This is a genomic window from Micromonospora sp. CNZ286, assembly GCF_014207755.1.
Genome location: NZ_JACHIZ010000001.1, coordinates 1,671,578 through 1,695,170, shown reverse-complemented (window position 1 = coordinate 1,695,170; position 23,593 = coordinate 1,671,578). Strand labels below are relative to the sequence as shown.

Annotated in this window: 22 protein-coding genes; 9 read left to right on the top strand and 13 right to left on the bottom strand. The window is 71.6% G+C overall.

Annotated features, from left to right (window positions below):
* Nucleotides 1–241 precede the first annotated feature (241 nt).
* From FHX31_RS08025 to FHX31_RS07990, 8 genes are read left to right on the top strand one after another with little or no spacing between them, the layout of a single operon-like run.
* A complete protein-coding gene (locus FHX31_RS08025; RefSeq protein WP_013287324.1) occupies nucleotides 242–1,288 on the top strand; it encodes a LacI family DNA-binding transcriptional regulator in 1,047 nt (348 codons plus the stop codon).
* 40 nt (nucleotides 1,289–1,328) lie between these two features.
* Nucleotides 1,329–2,924, top strand: a complete 1,596-nt coding sequence (locus FHX31_RS08020; protein WP_030272743.1) for an FAD-dependent oxidoreductase — start codon at nucleotides 1,329–1,331, stop codon at nucleotides 2,922–2,924.
* A gap of 21 nt (nucleotides 2,925–2,945) precedes the next feature.
* Nucleotides 2,946–4,229, top strand: coding sequence for an ABC transporter substrate-binding protein (locus FHX31_RS08015; protein ID WP_402883410.1), 1,284 nt, complete (start codon nucleotides 2,946–2,948; stop codon nucleotides 4,227–4,229).
* Between the two features lie 11 nt (nucleotides 4,230–4,240).
* On the top strand, nucleotides 4,241–5,188 hold the full coding sequence (locus tag FHX31_RS08010; RefSeq protein WP_184975661.1) for a carbohydrate ABC transporter permease: 948 nt from the start codon (nucleotides 4,241–4,243) through the stop codon (nucleotides 5,186–5,188).
* Nucleotides 5,178–6,020, top strand: a complete 843-nt coding sequence (locus FHX31_RS08005; RefSeq protein ID WP_013475968.1) for a carbohydrate ABC transporter permease — start codon at nucleotides 5,178–5,180, stop codon at nucleotides 6,018–6,020. The genes FHX31_RS08010 and FHX31_RS08005 overlap by 11 nt, the downstream gene beginning before the upstream one ends.
* Entirely contained in the window at nucleotides 6,017–6,937 is a 921-nt protein-coding gene (locus FHX31_RS08000; protein ID WP_013475967.1) for an ROK family protein, read from the top strand. Before FHX31_RS08005 ends, FHX31_RS08000 begins: the two co-directional genes overlap by 4 nt.
* Nucleotides 6,934–7,647 (top strand): N-acetylmannosamine-6-phosphate 2-epimerase, encoded by a 714-nt coding sequence (locus FHX31_RS07995; protein WP_013475966.1) that lies wholly within the window; start codon nucleotides 6,934–6,936, stop codon nucleotides 7,645–7,647. The genes FHX31_RS08000 and FHX31_RS07995 overlap by 4 nt, the downstream gene beginning before the upstream one ends.
* A complete protein-coding gene (locus tag FHX31_RS07990) occupies nucleotides 7,644–9,287 on the top strand; it encodes a DUF4127 family protein (RefSeq protein ID WP_184975658.1) in 1,644 nt (547 codons plus the stop codon). Before FHX31_RS07995 ends, FHX31_RS07990 begins: the two co-directional genes overlap by 4 nt.
* A 36-nt stretch (nucleotides 9,288–9,323) precedes the next feature.
* Here FHX31_RS07990 and FHX31_RS07985 read toward each other — a convergent pair whose 3' ends face one another.
* The 9 genes from FHX31_RS07985 to FHX31_RS07945 form a co-directional block, all read right to left on the bottom strand.
* Nucleotides 9,324–10,040, bottom strand: a complete 717-nt coding sequence (locus FHX31_RS07985; RefSeq protein WP_047893609.1) for a VOC family protein — start codon at nucleotides 10,038–10,040, stop codon at nucleotides 9,324–9,326.
* 94 nt (nucleotides 10,041–10,134) lie between these two features.
* Nucleotides 10,135–10,467 (bottom strand): TfoX/Sxy family protein, encoded by a 333-nt coding sequence (locus FHX31_RS07980; protein ID WP_013287333.1) that lies wholly within the window; start codon nucleotides 10,465–10,467, stop codon nucleotides 10,135–10,137.
* 40 nt (nucleotides 10,468–10,507) lie between these two features.
* Nucleotides 10,508–11,101, bottom strand: coding sequence for a nucleotidyltransferase family protein (locus FHX31_RS07975; protein WP_091331223.1), 594 nt, complete (start codon nucleotides 11,099–11,101; stop codon nucleotides 10,508–10,510).
* A gap of 140 nt (nucleotides 11,102–11,241) precedes the next feature.
* Complete coding sequence (locus tag FHX31_RS07970; RefSeq protein WP_486481657.1) at nucleotides 11,242–12,915, bottom strand: bifunctional 3'-5' exonuclease/DNA polymerase; 1,674 nt, start codon at nucleotides 12,913–12,915, stop codon at nucleotides 11,242–11,244.
* 135 nt (nucleotides 12,916–13,050) lie between these two features.
* Nucleotides 13,051–14,007 carry a carbohydrate ABC transporter permease gene (locus FHX31_RS07965; RefSeq protein ID WP_030272735.1) on the bottom strand — a complete coding sequence of 319 codons (957 nt, stop codon included), beginning with the start codon at nucleotides 14,005–14,007 and terminating at the stop codon, nucleotides 13,051–13,053.
* A 13-nt stretch (nucleotides 14,008–14,020) separates the two neighbouring features.
* Nucleotides 14,021–14,962, bottom strand: coding sequence for a carbohydrate ABC transporter permease (locus tag FHX31_RS07960; protein ID WP_013287337.1), 942 nt, complete (start codon nucleotides 14,960–14,962; stop codon nucleotides 14,021–14,023).
* A gap of 22 nt (nucleotides 14,963–14,984) precedes the next feature.
* Nucleotides 14,985–16,397, bottom strand: coding sequence for an N-acetylglucosamine/diacetylchitobiose ABC transporter substrate-binding protein (ngcE, locus tag FHX31_RS07955; protein WP_013287338.1), 1,413 nt, complete (start codon nucleotides 16,395–16,397; stop codon nucleotides 14,985–14,987).
* A 23-nt stretch (nucleotides 16,398–16,420) separates the two neighbouring features.
* Nucleotides 16,421–17,170, bottom strand: coding sequence for an SIS domain-containing protein (locus FHX31_RS07950; protein ID WP_013287339.1), 750 nt, complete (start codon nucleotides 17,168–17,170; stop codon nucleotides 16,421–16,423).
* On the bottom strand, nucleotides 17,167–18,114 hold the full coding sequence (locus FHX31_RS07945) for a MurR/RpiR family transcriptional regulator (RefSeq protein WP_013287340.1): 948 nt from the start codon (nucleotides 18,112–18,114) through the stop codon (nucleotides 17,167–17,169). The genes FHX31_RS07950 and FHX31_RS07945 overlap by 4 nt, the downstream gene beginning before the upstream one ends.
* Nucleotides 18,115–18,271: 157 nt before the next feature.
* Here FHX31_RS07945 and FHX31_RS07940 point away from each other — a divergent pair, with 157 nt between their 5' ends.
* Complete coding sequence (locus tag FHX31_RS07940) at nucleotides 18,272–19,261, top strand: N-acetylglucosamine kinase (protein ID WP_123111109.1); 990 nt, start codon at nucleotides 18,272–18,274, stop codon at nucleotides 19,259–19,261.
* A 169-nt stretch (nucleotides 19,262–19,430) separates the two neighbouring features.
* Here the strand turns inward: FHX31_RS07940 and FHX31_RS07935 are convergent, their stop codons facing one another.
* The 4 genes from FHX31_RS07935 to ngcE (FHX31_RS07920) form a co-directional block, all read right to left on the bottom strand.
* Nucleotides 19,431–20,123 (bottom strand): polyadenylate binding domain-containing protein, encoded by a 693-nt coding sequence (locus tag FHX31_RS07935; protein ID WP_184975655.1) that lies wholly within the window; start codon nucleotides 20,121–20,123, stop codon nucleotides 19,431–19,433.
* Between the two features lie 85 nt (nucleotides 20,124–20,208).
* Complete coding sequence (locus FHX31_RS07930) at nucleotides 20,209–21,153, bottom strand: carbohydrate ABC transporter permease (protein WP_013287343.1); 945 nt, start codon at nucleotides 21,151–21,153, stop codon at nucleotides 20,209–20,211.
* Nucleotides 21,150–22,058 carry a carbohydrate ABC transporter permease gene (locus tag FHX31_RS07925; RefSeq protein WP_013287344.1) on the bottom strand — a complete coding sequence of 303 codons (909 nt, stop codon included), beginning with the start codon at nucleotides 22,056–22,058 and terminating at the stop codon, nucleotides 21,150–21,152. Before FHX31_RS07925 ends, FHX31_RS07930 begins: the two co-directional genes overlap by 4 nt.
* Nucleotides 22,058–23,473, bottom strand: a complete 1,416-nt coding sequence (ngcE, locus tag FHX31_RS07920; protein WP_013287345.1) for an N-acetylglucosamine/diacetylchitobiose ABC transporter substrate-binding protein — start codon at nucleotides 23,471–23,473, stop codon at nucleotides 22,058–22,060. The genes FHX31_RS07925 and ngcE (FHX31_RS07920) overlap by 1 nt, the downstream gene beginning before the upstream one ends.
* Between the last annotated feature and the right edge of the window lie 120 nt (nucleotides 23,474–23,593).

The window sequence follows — 23,593 nt, the reverse complement described above, 5'->3', positions numbered from 1 at the left end:
GACACGCTAATGCGCATTAGTGCCAAGGTCCGCCTACTGTCGCGCGCCCGGTCGGCCCTTGTCAAGATCCCCGCCCGAACAGCCGCCAGAGAGAGTCGAGCGCGGCTACTAATGCGCATTACTCCAGGGAGTTCATCGAACGGAAATCTTCCGGCCACCCCTTGACAGGACGCCGGGACAGCAGAGAGGCTCCATCCCGACCCGATCACTAATACGCATTAGCGGAAGTGGAAGGACCGACGTGACCCCTCCCCCCAGGCGTGTCACCCAGCGTGACATCGCGCGAATGGCCGGCGTCAGCCAGGCGACCGTGTCGCTGGTGCTCAACAACCGCACCGACGCCGACGTCCGGATCGCGCCGGAGACACGGGACCGGGTGTTGCAGGTCATCGCCGAGACGGGGTACGCCGCCGACCCGGCCGCCCGCCGCCTCGCCTCCGGGTTCAACCGGATCATCGGCGTCTTCACCTACGAGCCGGCCTTCCCCAGCGGCAGCCGGGACTTCTTCCACCCGTTCCTGCTCGGCATCGAGGAGTACGCCGAACGGGTCGGCTGCGACCTGCTGCTGTTCACCAGCGCCCCGGTGGTGGACGGCCGGCGGCGCATCTTCCACCAGGACAACCGGCTGCGGCTGGCCGACGGATGCATCCTGCTCGGCCGGGAGATCGACGGCGCGGAGCTGCTCCGGCTCAACCGCGACGGGTTCCCCTACGTCGCCGTCGGGCGCCGCGACGACGCCGGCGGGCCGGTGCCCTACGTCGGCGCCGACTACGCCAGCGCGGTCCACCGGCTGGCGGAGCGGGCGCTGGACCTGGGGCACCGGCGCCTGACGTACGTGGGCATGGGCACCGCGGCCGAGTCCTCGCACGACCGGCGCAGCGGTTTCCACGCCGGCGCGGCCGGCGCGGAGAGCGCCCGCCAGATCACCGCGACGGCGGAGACCGCCGACGCCACAGTGGACGACCTGCGGGCCGACGGCAGCACCGTCGCCTTCGTGGAGGACTTCGCCACCGCTGTCGCGCTGGAGTCGGCCGCCCGCCGCAAGGGACTGACGGTGCCCGGTGGCCTGTCCGTCGTGACACTCGGCGACCCGACCGTCCCGGTGCCCACCGACATCACGTTCACCGGGTTCCGCATCCCGCGCGAGGAGATGGGCCGCCAGGCCGTCGAGGTGCTGACCGGCGTCATCGACGGCAGCGCCGGCGGCCTCCAGCAACGGCTCCTGCCCTGCGAACTCGTCGAGGGCGACACCCTCGGCGTCCCTGGATCGGCGGCCGACCGGCGCTGACACGCCCGGCCGCGCAACTGGAAGGAAGCAAGTGGTACTAATGCGTGCGGACGTCCTCGTCGTCGGGGGCGGACTGGGCGGTGTCGCCGCGGCGCTGGCCGCGGCCCGTGCCGGCCGGTCCGTCATCCTGACCGAGGAGTTCGACTGGCTCGGCGGGCAGCTCACCAGCCAGGCGGTCCCGCCGGACGAGCACTCCTGGATCGAGCAGTTCGGCGCCACCGCGAGCTACCGGGAGCTGCGCGACGGCATCCGCGACTACTACCGCCGCCACTACCCGCTGACCGAGCGGTCCCGGGCGTGGACCGACCTGAACCCGGGCGCCGGCTGGGTGAGCCGGCTCTGCCACGAGCCTCGCGTCGCGGTCGCCGTCCTGGAGCAGATGCTCGCGCCGTACCGGGGGTCCGGGCGGCTGACGGTGCTGCAGCCGTACCGGCCGGTCGCGGCCGAGACCGACGGCGACCGGGTCACCGGCGTCACGCTCGCCCACCGGGACCGCGACGAGCGGATCGAGGTGGAGGCGCCGTACGTCCTGGACGCCACCGAGACCGGTGAGCTGCTGCCGCTGACCGGCACCGAGTACGTGACCGGGTTCGAGTCGCAGGCGCAGACCGGTGAGCCGAGCGCGCCCGCCGAGGCGCAGCCGCTGAACATGCAGGCGGTGTCCGTCTGCTTCGCGCTGGACCACGTCGACGGCGACCACACCATCGACCGTCCCGCCGGTTACGACTTCTGGCGCGACTACAAGCCGGACTTCTGGGGCGACCGGCTGCTGTCCTGGCGGTCGCCGCACCCGCGCACGCTGGAGATCGTGGAGCGCAGCTTCACCCCCAACCCGGACGACGACCCGCTGGGCGTCAACGCCGACCAGCGGCTCAACCCGGGCGACGGCAACCTGTGGACGTTCCGGCGCATCGCGGCGCGGCGCAACTTCGTCGACGGCGCGTACGGCAGCGACATCACGCTCGTCAACTGGCCGATGATCGACTACTTCGAGGGCCCGGTCATCGACGTGCCGAACGCGTCCTGGCACCTGTCCCAGGCGCGCGAGCTGTCGTACTCCGTCCTGTACTGGCTCCAGACCGAGGCGCCCCGCCCCGACGGCGGCACCGGCTACCCGGGGCTGCGGCTGCGCGGCGACGTGACCGGCAGCCCCGACGGGCTGGCGCAGGCGCCCTACATCCGGGAGTCGCGCCGCATCCGCGCCGAGTACACGGTGGTCGAGCAGGACCTCTCCCTCGCGGTACGCGGCGAGCACGGCGCGGTGAGCTACCCCGACTCGGTCGGCGTCGGCATGTACCGCATCGACCTGCACCCGTCGACCGGCGGCGACAACTACATCGACGTCGGCTCCTGCCCGTTCGAGATCCCGCTCGGCGCGCTCATCCCGCAGCGGATGGAGAACCTGCTGCCGGCCGGCAAGAACATCGGCACCACGCACGTCACCAACGGCAGCTACCGACTGCACCCGGTCGAGTGGAACGTCGGTGAGGTCGCCGGCCTGCTGGCCGACTTCTGCCTTGCGCGGGGCGAGTCCCCGCGCGCGGTCCGCGGCACCCCCCGCCTGCTGGCCGAATTCACGGACCGCATCTCGGCCGCCGGCGTGGAATGCCGCTGGCCGCAGATCGCGGGCTACTGAACCCCCGGTGAGGAGAAGAAAGTGAGATACGGAAGACTGTCCGGCCTGGTCGCGGCGACCATGACCGGTGTGCTCGCCCTGACCGCCTGCGGCGGTGGCGGCGACGCAAAGGACGACGGTCCGGCGAGCCTGCGGATGACCGTCTGGTCGGCGAACGAGGCGCACCTCAAGCTGTTCAACGAGATCGCCGACGAGTACCGCAAGAACAACCCGGACGTCGCGGAGATCAAGTTCGACCCGCTGCCGTTCGAGAACTACACCACGACGCTGACCACGCAGATCGCCGGCGGCAACGCGCCGGACCTCGCGTGGATCTTCGAGAACTCGGCTCCGGACTTCGTCGCCTCCGGCGCGCTGAGCCCGCTCGACGACACGCTGAAGAAGGCCGACGGCTACCAGTACGACGACCTCTCCCCCGCCACGCTGAAGCTCTGGCGAAACGACGGGAAGCTCTTCGCGTACCCGTTCTCGACCTCGCCGTTCGGCGTGTTCGTCAACAACGACATGCTCAAGAAGGCCGGGCAGAAGACCCCGGCCGAGCTGATCGCGGCCGGGCAGTGGAACTGGGACACCGCGCTCGCCGCGGCCGGCGCGACAGCGGCGAAGTCGGGCAAGGCCGGGCTCGTGGTCCGCGACTTCGACTACAAGGGCTGGGACAACCTGGCCACGTTCTGGACCGGCTGGGGCGCCCAGGCGTGGAGCGAGGACGGCCGCAGCTGCGGGTTCAACAGCCCGGAGATGGTCGAGGCGATGACCACGCTGCACAAGGCGATCTTCACCGGCAAGGCGCTGCCCGGTCCGGGCACGACCGCCGACTTCTTCGCCGGTGACGCCGCCATGACCGTCACCCAGATCTCCCGCGCCTCGCTGCTGAAGGAGAACGGCTTCGACTGGGACCTGGTCCCGCTGCCGGCCGGCCCGAAGGGCCCGTACGCGGTGGTCGGCCAGGCCGGCATCGGCGTGATGAAGAAGAGCCCGCACGCCGAGCAGGCCGCCGACTTCCTGGCCTTCTTCACCAACCCCGCCAACTCGGCGAAGCTGGCCCAGTTCTTCCCGCCGCCGCGGCAGTCCCAGCTGACCGCCGAGACGCTGGCCAAGACGAACCCGAAGCTCAAGCCGGAGCAGCTGCAGAAGGTCGTCATCGACGGCATCACCAACGGCACTGTCAAGCCCAGCCACTCCGGGCAGGCCGAGCTGAGCCAGCAGGTGCGCGCCGCGCTCGACCCGCTGTGGAAGGCGGACGCGGACGTCAAGAGCGTACTCGACGGCGTCTGCTCCAAGATCCAGCCGCTGCTGGCGAAGTAGGGCCGAGGATCATGACCCAGACGGACACCAGGGTGGGCCCGGCTGCTGCCGGGCCCACCCCGGGCCGGGCCCGGCCGTTCTGGACCACCCGCCGCCGGGACCAGCTCACCGGATACCTGTTCATCACCCCGCAGCTGCTCGGCAGCGTGGTCTTCGTGATCCTGCCGCTGGTCCTCGTGGTCTGGTACAGCCTGCACGAGTGGAACGTGCTGGCCGGCAGCTTCGACTACATCGGCACCGACAACTACGCCGCGCTGGCCGACGACCCCAACCTGGGCCCGGTGCTGCGGTCGACCGGCCTGTTCTCGGTCGGCCTGGTCGTGTTCAACCTCGGCCTGGCGTTGCTGCTGGCCGTCCTGCTCAACCAGAAGCTGCGCGGGACCATCGTCTTCCGCACCCTGTTCTTCTCCCCCGTGGTGGTCTCGCTGGTCGCGTGGACCATCGTCTGGGGCTTCCTGCTGCAGGACAACGGCGGCATCAACGGCCTGCTCGACACCATCGGCGTCGACGGCCCCAACTGGCTGCGCGGCGAGGGCACGGCGATGCTGTCGGTGATCGTCGTGCAGGTGTTCAAGAACGTCGGCCTGAACATGGTGCTGTTCCTGGCCGCCCTGCAGGGCGTGCCGGCCGATCTGTACGAGGCCGCCGAGGTCGACGGCGCGAGCCGGATGCGCCAGTTCTGGCGGATCACCGTGCCCCTGATCAGCCCCACGATCATGCTCACGTCGATCATCACGGTGGTCGGCTCGCTGCAGGTCTTCGCGCAGATCGCGGTGCTCACCCAGGGTGGGCCCGGCACCTCGACCACTGTGCTCGTCTACTACCTCTACCAGCAGGCCTTCCAGTTCCATCACTTCGGCTACGGCGCGACGCTGTCGATCCTGCTGTTCGTCATCGTGCTCGCGCTGACAGTGCTGCAGTGGCAGATGCGCAAGAGGTGGGTCTTCCATGAATCGTGACCTGTCCCGGCGGACCAAGCTGGTGCTCTACGGGGTGCTGATGGTCCTGGCCGTCCCGTTCGTGTTCCCCACCTGGTGGATGGTCACCTCGTCGCTGAAGCCGGTGGCGGACATCTTCTCCTTCCCGCCGCAGCTGCTGCCGACCGATCCGCGGCTGGACGCGTACCGGCGGGTGTTCGAGCTGCAGCCGTTCGGGCAGCAGTACCTGAACAGCCTCTACATCGCGCTGCTGGTCACCGTCGGCACGCTGGCCGTGGCGTCGCTGGCCGGGTACGCGTTCGCGCGGATCCGGTTCCGGGGACAGAACGTGCTGTTCCTGGTCGTCCTCGCGGGCCTGCTCATCCCGAGCGAGGTGACGATCGTGCCGCTGTTCCAGATGTTCTTCAAGCTCGACCTGATCGACACCCACTGGCCGCTGATCCTGGTGCCGATCTTCGGGGCGCCGAGCGTGCTGGCGACGTTCATCATGCGGCAGTTCTTCATCAGCCTCCCCGGTGAGCTGGAGGAGGCGGCGCGGGTCGACGGGCTGGGACGCTTCGCCACGTTCTGGAAGATCGCGCTGCCGCTGTCCCGGCCCGCGCTCGGCGCGGTGGCCATCTTCACGTTCCTGCACAGCTGGAACCTGTACCTGGAACCGATCGTGTTCCTCTCCTCGCCGGACAAGTTCACCCTGCCGCAGGCGCTCACCCAGTTCGTCGACGCGTACGGCGGTCCGATGTGGGACGTCCAGCTGGCGGCGGCGTCGATGACCGCACTGCCGGTGCTGGCGGTGTTCGTCATCGCGCAGAAGCAGTTCGTCGAGGGCCTCGCGCACACCGGTCTGAAGGGATGACCGGTCCGGTCGTCGGGATCGACATCGGCGGCACCAAGACCGCCGCCGCCCTCGTCGGTCCCGGTGCGCGGGTGCTCGGCCGCCGCGAGGCGCCCACCCCCGCGCGCGGCGGGCCGGCCGCGGTGCTGGACACCGCCGCCGGCCTGGCCGCGGACCTGCTCGCCGCCGCCGGCCCCGGGCCGGTCGGGGTGGGCACCGCGGGCACCGTCGACCCGGCGACCGGCGCCATCCGGTACGCGACCGACAGCCTGCCCGGATGGGCCGGCACCCCGGTCGCCGACGAGCTGGCCGCGCGGCTGGGCCGGCCGGTGCGCGTCACCAACGACGTCGCCGCGGCGGCGCTCGGCGAGTGCTGGGCCGGCGCCGGACAGGGCCGGGGGCACGTGCTGCTGGCCGCCGTCGGCACCGGCCTGGGCGGCGCGATCGTCAACGACGGGCGGGTCGAGTGCGGCGCCCGGGGCGCGGCCGGCCAGCTCGGGCACCTGCCGGCACCGGGCGCACACCGGCTGCGCTGCGGCTGCGGCCGGTACGGGCACCTGGAGGCGATCGCCTCCGGCACCGGCCTGGCCGCCGCGTACGCGCTCGCCGGCGGTGACCCGGTCACCGGCCGGGAGGTGGCGCGGCGCGCGGCGGCCGGTGACGCGACCGCCCGGCAGGTCGTCGACCGGGCCGGCGCCGCGCTCGGCGCGGCCCTGGCCGGGCTGGTCGCCCTGCTCGACCCGGACGCGGTGGTGGTCGCGGGCGGCGCCGCCGCCACAGTGCTTCCCGCCGCGACGGCCGCCTACCGGGCGGAGCTACCAGGCGGCTGGGCGCACGTGCCGCTGCTTCCCGCGGCGCTGGACGCCGACGCGGTGGTGGTCGGCGCCGCCCGGCTCGCCACCGCACCGATCCACCACGACGGAGGAACAAGCACGTGAGTGTCCTGGACGAACTGGCCGGCGGGCTGGTCGTGTCCTGTCAGCCCCTGCCCGACGACCCGGACGACCCGATGCGCGACCCGTACGTCCAGGCCCGCGTGGCGGCCGCCGTGGTGCGCGGCGGCGCGGTGGCGGTCCGGGTCAACGGTCCCGACGACGTGCGGGCGGTACGCGCCGCCGTCGACGTGCCGGTGATCGGGTTGTACAAGCACGGCACGCAGGGCGTGTTCATCACCCCGACCGCCGGGCACGCGCTGGAGGCGGTGCGGGCCGGGTCGCACGTCGTCGCGGTGGACGCCACCGACCGCCCCCGGCCCGACGGGCGGACCTTCGCCGACACCGTCCGCGCGGTGCACGAGCAGAGCGACGCGCTGGTCCTGGCCGACGTCGCCACTGTGGCCGAGGGCGTCGCCGCCGTCGAGGCCGGCGCGGACGCGGTCGCCACCACGCTGTCCGGCTACACGCCGGCCGGCCCACCGATCGACGGGCCCGACCTCGGGCTCGTGGCGCGACTCGCCGCGCTGCTGCCCGTACCGGTGATCGCCGAAGGGCGCTACCGGACCACGGAGCAGATCAGCCGGGCCTTCGAGGCGGGCGCCCACGCGGTGGTGATGGGCAACGCCGTCACCTCACCGCTGTGGATCACCCGCCGGCTGGTTCCGGCCACCCCCCGGGCGGCGAGCGCGCCGGAGAAAAGGGAGCATCGATGAAGAGAAGAACCCTTCTTGCGGCCACCGGCGCGGCCGGCCTGGCCACAGTCGCCCTCGACGGCCCCGCCTTCGCCCGGCCCGCCGGCCGGCGGCCGAGCGTGGCGCTGGTGCCGCTGGACGACCGGCCGGTCAACACGTACTGCGCGGAGATGACCGGTGCGAGCGCCGATGCCGAGGTGCTGCTGCCGCCGCGGAACCTGCTGGGCCGTTTCTTCACCCGCGGTGACGGCGCCGGCATCGCCCGCTGGCTCGACGGCGTCGACGGCGTCGACGGGTACGTGATCTCGGTGAGCATGCTGGCGTACGGGGGCCTGATCGCCTCGCGTACCGCCGCACCGGCCCTGGCCGACGCGTTGCGCAACCTGGAGGCGATCCGGCGGCTGCGCGCACGCCGGTCGGACGCGGTGATCGAGGTGCACGACACGATCCAGCGGCTCGCGATCACCAGCACCGGCACCGACCTGGACAACTACCGTGACCTGGTGGTCCAGTGGGCCAAGCTGTACGACCAGGTGGTCAACCTGGGCCAGGAGTCGCTGCGGGGCCAGCTCGACGCCGTGCGGGCGCGGATCCCGGACGCCGTGGTCGAGGACTACCTGGCCGCGCGGGCACGCAACCACCAGGTCAACCGGCTGATGGTGGAGTGGGTCGCGGACGGGACGATCAGCCACCTGGTGCTCTCCGAGGACGACACCGCGCCGGTCGGCCTGGCCCGCGCCGAGCGGGTCGAGCTGGAGGCGCTGGTGGCGCGGCTCGGCGTCGGCGACCGGGTGGAGATCTTCCCCGGCGCCGACGAGGTCAACGCGCTGCTCGTCGCGCGGGTCGTCGCCGCCGGCGCCACGCCCACCTACCGGGTGGAGTACGCCGGGGTGTCCGGCGAGGGCTGGACCGCAGCGCTGGAGGGCATCCCGTTCGCGGAGAACATCCGCCGGCACGTCACCTCGGTGGGCGGCCGGGTGGTGACCGGCGACGCGGACATCGTCCTCGCGGTGAACACCCCCTCGGCGGCGGCCGGGCAGCGGGCCGCCGACCTGGACGCGTTCGTCGGCCGCATCGGTGAGCTGCTGGCCGCCGGCACCCCGGTGATCGTGGTGGACCCGCTGATCGTCAACAAGGGCGACCACGACCTGGTGTCCCGGATGGAGGCCCGCCTGGACCTGCCGGCGCTGCTGTCGTACTCGGGGTGGAACACCGGCGGCAACGCGCTCGGGCTGGCGCTCGCGCACGGCACCGCGCGGTGGGCGTACCTGCGCTCGTCCGGCAGCGGCTTCGGCGTGCCGGAGCTGCGCGGGCCGGCCCAGGCGCACGCCGAGTACCTGCTCTACCGGTTCGTCAAGGACGACCCGTGGAAGAACGTGGTGCAGGTCGAGGCGTACGCGCACGCCCGCGCGCAGGGCTGGGATCCGCTGGCGCTGACCGCCGAGCAGAAGCGCTACTTCGACGGCTGGGTACGTGACCGGCTGGTGCCGCTGACCGAGCGGTACTTCGCCGACCACTTCGCCGGGCGCGAGCTGGTGCTCGGGGTACGCGGACGCAGGACGTTCACCGCGACGCTGGACCGGGTCACCGCGGTGCGGGTCGAGCTGCCGTGGGACCGGCTGTTCGAGGTCACGCTGGAGCCGAGCCTGCGGCTGCGCTGATCGGTGCGGGTGCGGTCCCCCGGGGCCGCACCCGCCTCAGCGGGGCGTCAGGAGGCAGAACTCGGTGCCGTCCGGGTCGGCCAGCACCACGTCGTCGGCGGTGTGTTCTCCCGTACCGGCCCGGGTCGCGCCGAGCGCCAGCAGCCGGTCGATCTCCGCGTCCCGGTCGCCGTCCGCGACCAGATCCAGGTGTACGCGGTCCCGCCCGCCGCTGGGCATCAGCGGCGGGCCGCTCCAGGTGACCTTCGCGCCCCCGCGCGGCGACTGGATCGCTGTCTCCTCGTCCTGGTCCCAGACCAGCGGCCAGCCCAGCGCCTCGCTCCAGAAGAGGCCTGCCGCCCGGGTGCCGTCGCAGTTGACAGCGCCGACCGGGCCGCAGCCGGCGAGGAAGTTGTTGCCCGCCTCGATGACGCAGAACTCGTTGCCCTCCGGGTCGGCGAGCACCACCTGGTCGTCGTCCGGCCCCTGGCCGATGTCGATGTGCTGCCCGCCCAGCGTCAGCGCCCGGTCGACGGTGTCCCGCTGGGCCTGCGGCGACGCGCTGGTCAGGTCGAAGTGGATCCGGTTCTGCACTGTCTTCGGCGCAGTGCTGGGCAGGAACCGGATGCGGAAGTCGCTGTGGGCGTCGCCGCCCAGCGCCACGCCTTCGCGCGGGTCGTCGAGGATCTCCCGGCCGAGCACCCCGGACCAGAACCGCGCGAGCCGCCGTGGGTCGCCCGCGTCGAGGCTGACCGCGTAGAGGTGAACCGCCATCCGCCCGTCTCCGATCCGCCGCCGTCGTCGGCGGCAGGTCAGGAGCGTAGGCCGGGCGGCCCGGCCGCGCAGCCGGATTTTCCCCGCTGTCGCGTTACTTCGCCGGGAGGGTGCGCGCGAAGCGGACGCCCCTGCCGACCCAGCGGGTCAGGTCCGGGTCGCGCTCGCAGGCATCGGGCGACACGGTGACCCAGCCCCGCATCTCCCGGCCCCGCATGACTGTCGCCTCGGCGCCGGGCTCGGCCAGCGCGCGCTCGGCCTCGGCCGGGTCGACCCGGACCATCAGGCCGCCCGCGCCGCGCACGACCACCGCCATGTTGCCGCGCAGCATCATCGCCAGGCCGCCGAACATGCGCCGCTCGGTGATGCCGGGCTCGTGCCCGAGGGCTTCCCGTACCCGGTTCGCCAGGTCCTCGTCGTAGGCCATGACGGCATCGTGGCATCCGGGTCCGACAGCGGGGCGCGCCTCAGGCGCCGACGCGCTGTTCGGGGATGGACAGGCCGTACAGCGCCATCAGCTCCGGGCTGTCGATCCGGCTGCCGTCGGCCACCGCGTCGCAGGCGATGTCGACGATCTGGTCCTTGTGCGCCAGCAGGTACGGCCGCGCCCCCACGTCCGCGCTGGCCAGTGTGGCGATGCCGGACCAGTGCCGGCGGCCGAACAGCATCGGGTAGCCGCGCAGCCCGTCGTAGGTGGCGCAGACCAGCACGTCCGGGTACGGCAGCGCGGTGACCCGGCGGACCGCCGCCGCGGTGAGCCCGGGCATGTCCACCGGCACCACGACGACCGCCTCGATGTCGTCGTCGGTGAGCGCGGCGAGTCCGGCCCGGATCGAGGAGCCCACCCCGGTGCCCCAGGCGCGGTTGACCACGACAGTGGCGCCGGTCAGGTCGGTGGTCTGCCGCACCTGCTCGGCCGCCGCGCCCAGGACGACCACGACCTGTGCGCAGCCCGCCTCGGCCATCGTGTCGATCATCTGGCTGACCAGCGGCTTCTCGCCCTGGTGCAGCAGCGCTTCGGGTCCGCCGATGCGGCGGCCGCCACCGGCGGCGATGATCATTGCAGCGATCCGGTTCAGCGGTGCCCCCTCGATCAGGGGACGGACCGGGCACAGCCGCCCGGTCCGTCCCGTCGTACGCACACCGGGCCCAACGAGCGCGGCCGGGGGCGGGTAGCGGGGCAAAACAGAAAATTGCGTGACTATGCCGCGTCCGCGTAGCAGTCCACTGTCGACAGGTCGAGCGGGAACCGGACCGGGGTGTCGCCGAACAGCAGGCGGGTGGCCCGCACGCCGGCGGCGGTGACCGCCTCGGCGACGGTTGCCGCCTGCCCGGCCGGGCAGTGCACCATCACCTCGTCGTGCTGGAAGAAGACCAGCTCCGCCTCCGTGCCGGCCAGCTCGGTGCGCAGCGTCGCCAGCAGCGTGGAGGCCCACTCGGCAGCAGTGGCCTGGATGACGAAGTTGCGGGTGAAGCGCCCCCGCGAGCGGGCCGCCCGAGCCGACGGGCTGTGCGGATCGGCCCCGCCGTCAGGCATCGGCTCCTCCCCCTCGGCGAACCCCGCCGACCCGGGCGGGCAGGTGCGGCCCAGCCAGGACCGGACCAGCCCGCCCGCCTCACCGGTGCGCGCTGCCGCCTCGACGTAGCCGAACGCGGTCGGATAGTTCTTCCGCAGCACCGCCAGGGCCGGCACGGCCGCCCCGCCGGTCTGCCCGTACATCGCCCCGAGCAGGGCGACCTTGGCCTTCGCCCGGTCACCGGCGAATGCGTCCCGGGCCAGCGCGGCGTACAGGTCACCGGCGCCGCCCGCCGCCGCCAGCCGCTCGTCGTCGGAGACCGCCGCGAGCACGCGCGGTTCGAGCTGACCCGCATCTGCGACCACGAACGTCCAGCCCGGGTCCGCCACCACTGCCTGCCGGATCACTTTCGGGATCTGCAACGCCCCGCCGCCCCGGGTCGCCCACCGGCCGGAGACCACGCCGCCCGGTACGTACTCCGGGTGGAACCGGCCGCCGGAGACCCAGGCGTCGCGCCAGGCCCAGCCGTGCGCCGTCCAGATCCGGTACAGCTCCTTGTATTCGAGGACCAGCGGCGCCGCCGGGTGCTCCACCCCGCGCAGCACCCAGGCGCGCGTGTTCGGCAGGTCCACGCCCGCGCGGGCGAACGCCCGCAACAGCTCCGCGGGCGAGTCGGCGTGCACCTGGCGTACGCCGAACGCGTCAGCGATCCGGGCCTGCAACTCGGCCAGCCGGCGCGGCGGCCCACCGACCGGGGACGGCTCGCCGAGCAGGTCGGCCAGGATGGCGTCGTGCACGTCGGCGCGCCAGGGCAGACCGGCCGCGCCCATCTCGGCCGCCACCAGCGCGCCCGCCGACTCGGCGGCCACCAGCAGCCGGAACCGGCCGGGGTGGGTGGTCGCGGCGATCCGGGCGAGCTGGTCTGCGTACACCCGGGTCAACGCCGTGATGCCCGGACCGGGCGGGCCGGACGGCGGCTCGAAGAGCGCGGCCTGGGCGTGACCGGGCGGCTCGGGCGGGCGGGGCGCCGGGTCCGGCGGGACCGGCGCGCCGGTGACCCGGGCCCAGGCGGCTGGTAGCGCGCGGGGCTCGCCCCACCGGCCCGCGTGCCCGAGCAGCAGCGCCTCGGTCAGCTCGACGTCGTGGCAGCGGTCGAGCCGCACCCCGGCGCGCAGCAGCGCCGGGTAGGCGCCCGCCCAGGCGGCCCAGACCCAGCGGGGGTGCCCGGCGGCCTCCCGGGCGGCCACGGCGGCGGCCAGGTCGGTGACCTCCTCGGCCGGGCCGGACGGGGTGCCGTCGGCGTGCAGCGGTTGCAGCACGCCGCTGCCCCGCTCGTCCGCCACCACCGCCACCAGCACGGACGCATTCTGCCCCCTCCCCCTGACACGCTCCGCGTGGAAGGAAGGGCCCCCTCTTAACGCCTGCGGTAGAGGAAGGGCCCCTTGTTAACGCCGAGCGTTAACAAGGGGCCCTTCCTTACACCCCCCGGAGGGTTACTTGCTGACGCCGGCGGTGAGGCCGGACTGCACCTGGCGCTGGAAGACGATGTACACGATCAGCACCGGAAGCATCGCCATGGTGACACCGGCGAAGAGTCCGGACCAGTCGGACTTGTAGCCCTGGTTGACCGACAGCTCGATCAGACCCTGGGCGATCACCTGGTTCTTCGGCTCGCCGGACACCGACTGCATGAGCAGCGTCGGCAGGTACCACTGGTTCCACTGGCCGAGCACGTTGAAGATGCCGATGCTGATCAGGCCCGGCTTGGCCATCGGTAGCATCACGCTGAAGAACGTGCGGGTGTGCGAGGCCCCGTCGACCTGGGCCGCCTCGGCGATCGAGTCGGGCAGCGTCCGGAAGAACGAGTGCATGAAGAAGATCGTGAACGACAGCGACCAGGCCACGTAGACCAGGATCAGCATGAGGTGCTTGTTCGGGCCGAGCAGCGGGAGGCTCACCCCGGTGTTGTAGACGCCCTTGAACAGCGGCACAGCGGCCAGGTAGATCGGCAGCGTCAGCCCGGACAGGAACATCCAGTAGATCAGCCGGTTGCCGCGGAACTCGTAGCGCGCCAGGGCGTACGCGGCCATCGAGCCCAGCAGCATCGTCAGCGTCACGCTGAACACGAGCACGAGCAGCGTGTTCAGGAAGAAGCTGTCGATCCCGGCGGTCCAGGCGCGGGCGAAGTTGTCCCACTGCAGGGCGTCGGGGATCAGCGACAGCGGCTCGCGGATCACCTCGGAGTCGGTCTTGAGCGCCGACATCACCACCCACAGCAGCGGGTAGACCACCATGATCGCCCAGACCGCGAGGAACAGGTGCGAGAAGCCGTTGAAGATCCGGCCGCCGAAGCCGTTGCCGACGTCCTTCGCGCGCCGGTCCGCCGGCGGCCGGTCCGGCGGCGCCGTGTCGGACCGGGCCGGGCCGGAGGTGTGGGTCACAGTGCTCATCGTCCAGACCTCCTCAGTACTCGATCCGCTCACGGCGGGTGATCCTCAGCTGGAGCGCGGCCAGCAGGATGGTGAAGATGGCCAGCGCGACGGCGATCGCGCAGGCGTAACCGAACTGGCCCTTCTGGAACGCGTTGAACTGGATCACCGAGGCGAAGATCTCGCTGGCGTGGTTCGGCCCGCCCTGGCTCGGCGTCATGACGAAGACCAGCGCGTACATGTCCAGCGCGATGAAGCCCAGATAGACCCAGGCGACCGAGATGCTGTCCCGCAGCAGCGGCAGGGTCACCCTGAAGAACGTGTGGAACCGGCCCGCGCCGTCGAGGATCGCGGCCTCGTAGATGTCCTTCGGGATGGACTGCATCGCGGCGGAGAACAGCACCATGTAGAAGCCGGCGCCGCTCCACACCGCGATGAACAGCAGCCACCAGAGCACCGCCGGCACGCCGAGGAACGGCTCCGGATCGGCGGTGAAGGCGATCGGGTTGTCCGCGTCGACCAGCCCGATCTTGATGAGCAGGCCGTTGATCAGGCCCTGCCCGTCGGTGCGGTAGATCTGCTGCCACATGACGGCGATGACCACCAGCGACAGCACCTGCGGGAAGAAGAAAATGACCTTGTAGAGCCCGGAGCCGAACACCCCGCGGATGCCGGCCCTGTCCTCGCGTCCGCCCACGTTGAGCAGGAACGCGAGGAACAGGGCCAGCGCGATCGTGAACAGCGGCACGGTGACCAGGAAGAACACGTTGTGCCAGAACGCCTTCCGGATCAGCTCGTCGGAGAACAGCCGGACGTAGTTGTCCAGCCCGACGAAGCGCTGGGAATCGGAGTACCCGCCCCAGTCGGTCAGCGAGTATCCCGCCGCCTGGGCGAACGGCCACACCACGTAGAACAGGTACAGCGCGACGGGCAGGGCCAGGAAGCCCGTGACGAAACGCGCGACTCCGTGCCGCATTGGACTCACTTCCTCGCGGTGATCAGGCGGTGCGGGTCTGCTTCTTGATCGACGAGTCCTTGGCGACCTTGTCGGCGGCCGCCTGCATCTTGTCGACGAACTGCTGCGCGGTCAGGCGGCCGGCCATCAGCTCCTCGGAGAGGTTCTGGCTCTCCTTGTCCAGGTCGGCGTAGAAGTCCGGGAACTTCACCGAGATCAGGTCCGAGCTGCCGTTCTTCATCAGCGAGTTCGCCGACGCCAGCGCGGTGTCCTGGACGTTGTCGCCGGAGCCCTTGGTGGAGGCCAGCGACTTGGTCAGCTCGGCGAACTTCGCCGAACCGGCCTTGGAGAGGATGGCCCGCAGGAACTCCTTCGCGGCCTCCTTGTTCGGCGCCTTGCTCGGCACCACGAAGCCCTCGCCGGAGGAGGCGAAGACGTCCTTGGCGGCCTTGTCCCCGCTCTTGCTCCAGTAGTCGGAGATGGTCATCTCGAAGCCCGGCGGGATGGTCGCGGCCATCTCGTTCTTCAGCCAGGTGCCGACCTGGATGAAGGCCGCCTTGCCGTCCAGGAACGCCTGCTGCGACTGGGTGTGGTCGAGCTTGCCCGGCAGCAGCAGCTTGTCCTTGACCAGCTTCTCCCACGGCTCCAGCGCCGCGACGATGCCGTCGGCCTTCCAGGCGCCGTCCTTCAGGTTGTCGATGTCGACGACGGCCTGCTTGCCGACCGCCTTCCAGATGCTGGCGAACAGCGCCCAGCGCGGGTAGTAGCCGTGCACCGCGTCGTGCACGTACGGCGCCATGCCCTTGGCCTTGATCTTCGGCGCGAGCGCGAAGAACTCGTCCCAGGTGGTCGGCGCCGTCCAGCCCTCCTTCTTGAACAGCGCGGCGTTGTACCAGTTGCCCCACACCGTGTACGCGACGTTCACGACGTAGAACTTGCCGTTCTGCGTACCGTCGGCGACCGTGCCCGGCAGCAGGCTGTCGGCCACAGTCCCCTCGCTGTCCCAGGCCGGCGCGGTGAGCAGGTCGTCCAGCGGCTCGATCGCGCCCTCGTTGATCAGCGTGCTGCGGTCCATCATGTCGGCGCCCGAGTTCATCACCAGATCGCTCGGCTGCGTCGCCATCTTGGGCTGCTCTTCGGTCTTGATCTTCTGGGTCGAAGACATGTTGACCGTGATGTTCGGGTGCTTGGCGTTGAAGATGACCTTGTCTTCCTTGGCCCACTGGTCACCCAGGCCACCGTTGAAGACGACCACCTTGACCGCGCTGCCGTCCTTGACGCCGAACGGGTTGTCCTTGCTCTTGGCCGCGCCGCCGCCGTCGGACTTGCTCGGCTCGCTGCCGGCGCACGCGCTCAGCAGACCCGCCGCCGGTACGGCCAGCAGACCGGCCGCCGCGGCGCGCCGCAGCAGGGTCCGACGGCTGACGTCGCCGAACTTCTCGGGGGAAACCGACATCTTGTCTCTCCTTGTGGGTCGGGTCAGGCGGTCCGCCGGAGACGCCCGGCGTACCGCGACTCGAGGGCGAGGTTGTGCTCGTCCCCACCGGGGACGTTGGCGGAGAGGTAGACAGGGGGTACCTCTCCGGCCTGGTGGAACCGTCGTACGACCTCGGCGGTCAGCAGCTGCGCCAGCAGCGCCGCGGTGACCGAGGAGACCGCACAGACCGCGCCGCCGCCCTCGAGCGGCAGCAGTGCGTCGCCGTACGGCGCGCCGTTGTCCAGCACGACGTCGGCGAGGTCGGCGAGCCGGTGCCCGGAGGGGTGCCGAGGAGCTACCCGGGCGGTGTGCTCGACCGAGGTGACAGCGATCAACGGATGGCCTCCGCGCTTGACCAGCGTCGCCAGCTCGACCACCGAGCCGTTGATGCCGGACTGCGAGGCGACCACGAACACGTCCCCCGGCTGCGGCGCCGCCAGGGCGTAGAGCTGGTGCGCCACGGCCGGGTCGCGTTCCAGCTTCGGGTCGGCGAGCACGTCGCGGGGCGCGTCGCCGTGCAACACGAGGTCGTGCAGGGAGAGCCGGTTGGCGGGGACCAGGCCACCGGCCCGGGCGACCAGCTCGGCGGCGAACGCCTCCGAGTGGCCGGCGCCGAACGCCTGGAGCACGCATCCTGCGCGCAGCCCGGAGGCGATCAGGTCGGCCGCGCGATCCACCGCCACGGCCTGGCTGTCCACCAGCCGGTCGAGCACCGGGCGGACCGCGTCGGCGTACCGCTGGGCACTGATCATGAGAGGGCCCCCTTCGCGGCCTTGTGCCCGTCGACGGCCTGGGCGGTACGCCGGAAGGCCGCGTGGGCGCGGTCGTGGGTGCGCTGCGCCACCGCGATGTAGAGCAGGTCGAGCACGACGAGCTGCGGGTGCCGGGCGGAGAGCGCGTCCGGCCGGAACGTGGTGGCCTGGCTCGCGGTCACCAGCACGATGTCGGCCAGCTCGGCCAGCGGCGAGCGGGGGAAGCCGGTCAGCGCGACTGTGGTGGCCCCGCGACTGCCCGCCTCGGCGAGCAGCTCGATCGTCTCCCGGGTCTGCCCGGTGTGCGAGATGCCGAGCGCCACGTCCCCGGCGCCCAGCAGCGCGGCACTGGCGAGTCCCTCGTGCACGTCGCTCCAGGCCCACGCGGCGACGCCGATGCGGTGCAGGCTGAACTGCATCTCCTCGCCGACGAGCGCGCTGCCGCTGGCCCCGAAGATGTTCACCCGGCTGGCCCCGGCGATGGCGACCGCCGCGCGTTCCACCTCGGCCAGGTCGAGCAGCGCGGCGGTGTCGTGCATGGCCCGCGTGTCGGCGGCCATGATCTGGTCGAGCACCCGGGACAGCGGGTCGCCGGGCTGGATCTCCCGTCCGATGTCGACGGTCCAGCCGGCCGAGCGGGCCCGCCCGGTCTCGGCGGCGATGCCGAGCCGCAGGTCGGCGTATCCCTCGAAGCCCATCGCCCGGCAGAACCGGGTGATGGTCGCCGGTGACGTGCCGCTGCGCTCGGCCAGCTCGACGATGGTGGCCCGGGCCGCCGCCTCCGGGTCGCTGAGCACGTGCTCGGCGACCCGGCGCAGCGCCCCGGTCAACTCCCCCGTACCGGCCCGGACTCTGGCCAGCACCCCGTCGGCGCCCAGCCGGTCGGCCGGACCGGCATCGACCACCGCGGTCGCCGCGGAAGTCTCCACCTCGTGCTCGACCATCGGCGGAAGCCTTTCGGAAAAGAGTGTTAACTGTTAGTGGTAAAAGTTCTTACTGAAGGGCCCTCCGTGTCAAGGGCGTGGGCGAAGTTTTCAAACTGTTACCTGGCGCACCGGCGCGATCTTGCGCCCGGCGACGCGGCCGACCAGCATGAGGACCATGTCGGACACCGTCGTGCTCGGCCTCGATGTCGGGGGCACGTCCACCCGCGCGACCGCGCTGAGCCTCGACGGCACGCGTCTGGGCGCCGGCCGGGCCGGCGGCGGCAACCCCACCAGCCACGGCGCCGAGCGGGCCGCCGCCGAGCTGCTCGCCGCCCTGCGCGCGGCGCTCGCCGACATCGACCCCCATCGGGTACGCGCCGGCGTCATCGGCCTCGCGGGGGCCGGCCGCCTCCTGGCCGACCCGCGCGGCCGGGACGCGTTCGACCACGCGTGGGCCGAGGCGGGGCTGCGATGCCCGTACGCCGTGCACGGCGACGCGCTCGTCGCCTACGCCTCCGGCACCGCCGCCCCGGACGGCACCGTGCTCGTCGCCGGCACCGGCGCCATCGCCGCCCAGGTACGCGACCTGCGGCTGGACCGCACCGCCGACGGCCACGGCTGGCTGCTCGGCGACGCGGGTTCCGGGTTCTGGCTCGGCCGCGAGGCGGTCCGGCGGCTGCTGACCGACCTGGACCGCGCGGAGACCCCCGGTGAGCTGGGACGCCGGGTGCTGGCGGAGCTGACCGGCACGACCGCCGTGGACGCTCAGCCGCGCGCGACGGCCGGAGCCGTGGTGCAGGCGGTGACCCGGCGGCCGCCTGTGGAACTGGCCCGGCTCGCGCCGCTCGTGGTGTCGTCGGCACGGGACGGGGAACCGGCAGCCGCCGCGCTGATCGCCGAGGCCGCGGCGCTGCTGGCCGAGAGCGTGTCCCGCATCCGCCCGCCCGGCGCCACCGAACCGGTGGTGCTCGGCGGCGGGCTGCTCACCGGTGACACCCCGCTGGCCGGCGCGGTACGCGCGGAACTGGCCGAACGGTGGCCCGGCGCACCGCTGCACGGCGCCGGGGACGGGGCGGCCGCCGCGGCCTGGCTCGCCGCCCGCGACCTGCCCGAGGTGACCGACCCGGCGGCACTGCACACCCGCCTGGTGCCCCCGCCCCCCTGACCTGCCCTGCTGGCCGCCCCGCCGCGCTGGCCCTGCCGCGCTGGCCGCCGCGCTGCGGCGGCCGCTGTTGGGTGGAACGCCATGGGTGTCAAAACGGCGGTTTGACACCCATGACGTTCCACTCGCGGCTTCCGGCAGTTCTCGGCGTGAGCCGGGGCGCTCCGGCTGATCAGTATCGGTCCTGCGAACCCGGCTGAGCCTGGTGCCAGCCCTGCGGCGCGGGCTGACCCGGGTGCCCCTGCGGCGCGGGGCCGTACTGCGTGGGCTGGCCCGGGTGGCCCTGGGGCGCGCTGCCCTGAGGCGCCGGCTGATTCGGGTACCAGCCCTGCGGGGCGGGCTGACCCGGGTGCCCCTGCGGCGCGGCGCCGTACGGTGCGGGCTGACCCGGGGCGTGCTGGCCCTGGGCGGGCGGGAACGCCGGGCCGGGCTGACCGTGCCCCGCCCCCGGGTACATGCCGGGCTGCTGCTGCCCACCCGGGTACTGCGGCGCGCCCGCGAACTGCTGCTGCCCGCCCGGGTGCTGCTGACCACCCGGGAACGACGGTCCGCCCGGGTACTGCTGGCCGCCCGCGAACTGCGGTCCGCCCGCGAACTGCTGCGCCGCGGCCTGCTCGCGCGCTTCCTTGCGTGCCTTCACCGCGCGCACGATCAGCAGGATCGGCAACACGAAGACGTAGAAGAAGATCCGGTAGCTGTCGCCGTCGAAGAGGAACAGCAGGTAGAAGCCGTACCCGAAGAAGGCCAGGCCGATCACCACGTTGAGGATCCGGGAGCCGGTCCCCTGTTCCTTGACCGCCACACCGACGGCGATCATCGCGATGCCACCGAGCAGCAGCAACAGCGTGTAGAGGAGGAAGAACATGAGATTCCTGTCGATAGATGAGCGTGCCGGCCCACCCTAGGTCAGCTCGATCTTCCCCACTGTCCCGTTGCCTGTGGCAACCACCTCACTTGAGCTGCCCGGCGGTCAGTCCGGACTGGACCTGACGCTGGAACGCCACATACACCACGAGCACCGGCAGCACCGCGATGGTCAGGCCGGCGAACAACTGGGCGTAGTCACCGGCGTAGCCCTGGCTCACCGCGAGCGAACTCAGCCCCTGGGCGAGCATCCGGTCCTGGCCGTCGCCGGGCAGGAGCACCTGCGGCAGCAGGAACTGGTTCCAGTGGCTGAGGAAGTTGAAGATCCCGACACTGATCAGTCCCGGTCTCGCCATCGGCAGCATCACCCGGAAGAACAGCCGGAAGTGCCCACACCCGTCGATCAGCGCGGCCTCCGCCACCGACGTCGGCAGCGTCCGGAAGAACGCGGTCAGGAAGAACACGGTGAACGGCAGCGAGTACGCGGTGTAGACCAGGATCAGGCCCGGCCAGGTGCCGAGCAGACCGACGCTGCGGACCACGAAGAACAGCGGCACCAGCGCCAGGAAGACCGGGAACATCATGCCGCCGACGAACAGGTAGTAGACGACCTGCCGGCCGCGGAACTCGTACCGCGCGAAGACGTACGCGGCGGTGGCGCCGAGCAGCATGGTCAGGCTCAGCGAGCCGGCCACCACGACCAGGCTGTTGAAGAAGAACCGGCCGATGTGGGCGCTGGTCCAGGCGCGCGACCAGTTGTCGAACCGCAGCGCCTCGGGCAGCCCCCACGGCTCGGCGATGATCTCGCCGTTGCTCTTCAGCGAGCTGAGCACCATCCAGGCCAGCGGCAGGACGGTCATCGCCGCCCAGAGCAGCAGGAAGCCGTGCGAGAAGACGTTCGCCACGCCCAGCTCGCGGCGCGGCGGCCGGTCGGCGGATCGGCCCGCGCCGGCCGGGTGGGTCGCGTCGTCCGGGCGGGTCGTGCCGGCGGTCGTGGCGCCGGTCGCCGCACCGGGGTCCACTGTGGTCACGAGTACTCGATCCGATCACGCCGGGCGGTGCGCAGCGCCAGCACCGCCACCGAGAGGGTCAGGAAGAACATCGCCACACCGATCGCCGAGGCGTACCCGAACTTGTTCTCGCTGCCGAACGACGTGTCGTACATCCGCAGCCCGATCACGTCGGAGGAGAAGTTCGGTCCGCCGTTGGTCATGAGCTGGACCAGGATGAAGCCGTCCAGCGCGGCGATGGCGAGGTAGATCCAGGCCACCTGGATGGTGTCCCAGAGCAGCGGAATGGTGATCTTCCGCAGCATCGTGGTGCGGGACGCGCCGTCGAGCAGCACCGCCTCGTAGATGTCACGCGGGATGGCCTGCATGGCGGCGCCGAAGAGCACCACGTAGAAGCCGACGTTGCTCCACACCATCACCGCCAGCACGCACCAGAACGCGAAGCGCGGGTCGCCGAGCCAGGCCGGGGTGGCCAGCCCGACGGCGCGCAGGGCGCCGTTGAGCAGGCCACTCGTCGGACTGTAGATCTCCTTCCAGAGCAGCGCGATGATCACCACCGAGAGCACCTGGGGGAAGAAGTAGACGAGCCGGTAGACCGAGGTGCCGCGCACCCCGGTCACACCGGCCCGGCCCTTGCGGCCGCCCATGGTGAGCATGCTGGCGAAGAACAGGCCCAGCCCGATCGTCACCACCGGCACCACGGCGAGCAGGATCGCATTGTTCTTCAACGCGTTCCACACGTACCCGTCGTGCAGCAGCGTGCGGAAGTTCGCCATGCCGACCGGGTCGGCCTGCGCGGAGTAGCCCATCCAGTCGGTGGTGGAGATCTGAAAAGCCTGGAGGTACGGCGACAGCACGAAGATGCCGTACAACGCCAGTGGTGGCAGCAGGAACGTGAGGATCAGGGGGAGGCGGCCCTGTCGCATCACGCGGACCGCTTGTACTTCTTGACCGAGTTGTCCTGGGCGATCGAGTCGGCGCCCTTCTGGCACTGGTCGAGGAACTCGGCCGGGGAGATCCGGCCGCTGAAGAACTCGCCGCAGGCCGCGTCGACCAGGTTGCGCTCCAGCTTGCGGTAGTAGTTGTTGTAGACCCAGTTGAAGCCGTTGGACCCGGACGCGTCGAGCGCCTTGACCACGGTGCTGAGCCCGTACGGCAGGTCGATGCCCTCGGTGGCGCCGGCGACCACGGGCAGGCTGGCGACCTTCTTGGTGAAGTCCTGGGCGCCCTTGCGGGACAGCATGGTGCGGAAGTACTCCAGGCCGCCGGCGACGTTGCGCGCCTTCGCCGGCACCATGAACGGCTCGCCCGCGGTGCCGCGGATCGCCTCGTACGGCAGCTTGTCGCCGCTGCCCAGGCTCGGCGTGGGCGCGACCGTCATGTTGAAGCCGGCCGGCGTGACGTCCTTCTGCTCGCTCTCCAGCCAGGAGCCGCAGGAGATGAACGCGGCCTTGCCCTGGCACCAGGCGGTCTGCGACTGCTTGTGGTCCAGGCCCGGGGAGCCGTCGAGGATGAACTTGTCCTTGACGATCTGGTGCCAGGCGTCGGCGGCGGTCTTCATGGCGTCCGACTTCCAGGCGTTGGGCTCCAGGTTGTCGATCGCCAGCGCGACGGACGGGCCGCCGAGCTTGATCGCGGTGGAGATCAGCGGCCAGCTCATGTAGCGGGGGTGCACACCGGCGTACGTCCAGGGGGCGATGCCCGCGGCCTTGATCCGGCGGCAGAGCGCGATGTGGTCGTCCCAGGTCTTGGCGTCCTCCCAGCCGCGGTCGGCGAACAGCTTGGTGGAGTGCCAGATGCCGTACACCGTGTAGGTGTAGTTGAGCACCAGGAACCGGCCGTCGTAGGAGCCGACCTCGACGGTGCCGGGCAGCAGCGTGTCCTTGACCGTCTTGCCGGGCGTGTCGAGGCTCGGCGCGGCGAGCAGCTCGCCCAGGTCGGCGAGCGCGTTCTGGGAGACCAGGCCGTTGAAGTCGATCTGACCGGCGCCGGAGTTGTTGACCACGTCCGGCGGGCTGCCGTCGACGAAGCGGGGCTGGAGCGTCTTGCTGATCTCCGCGGTGGCCGAGTGCTTGATCTCCGCCTTCGGGTAGCGCTCCTTGTACATGGCCTCGTGGGCCTTGGCGTAGTCCTCCCCGAACCCGCCGTTGAAGATCACCACCTCCAGCGGGGCGTCCTCGGCCACGCCGAGCGGGTTCTGCTCGCTCTTGGTGCCCTTGTACGCGCCCTTGTCGCCCTCGTCGCCCCCACCCGACGTGGCGCAGCCGGCGAGCAGCCCGGCGGCGGGGGTGGCCAGCAGACCGGCGGCGGCGCTGCGCCGTAGGATCTCACGCCTGTTCATCGCATCTCCTCGGTCCGGGTACGCGCGGTGAGCACCCTGTCGCTTGTCTTCACAAGACGCATTTCCAATGAAGAATTTCTACGACAGTGCGACGGGGACCACAAGACCTCTCGACCGATC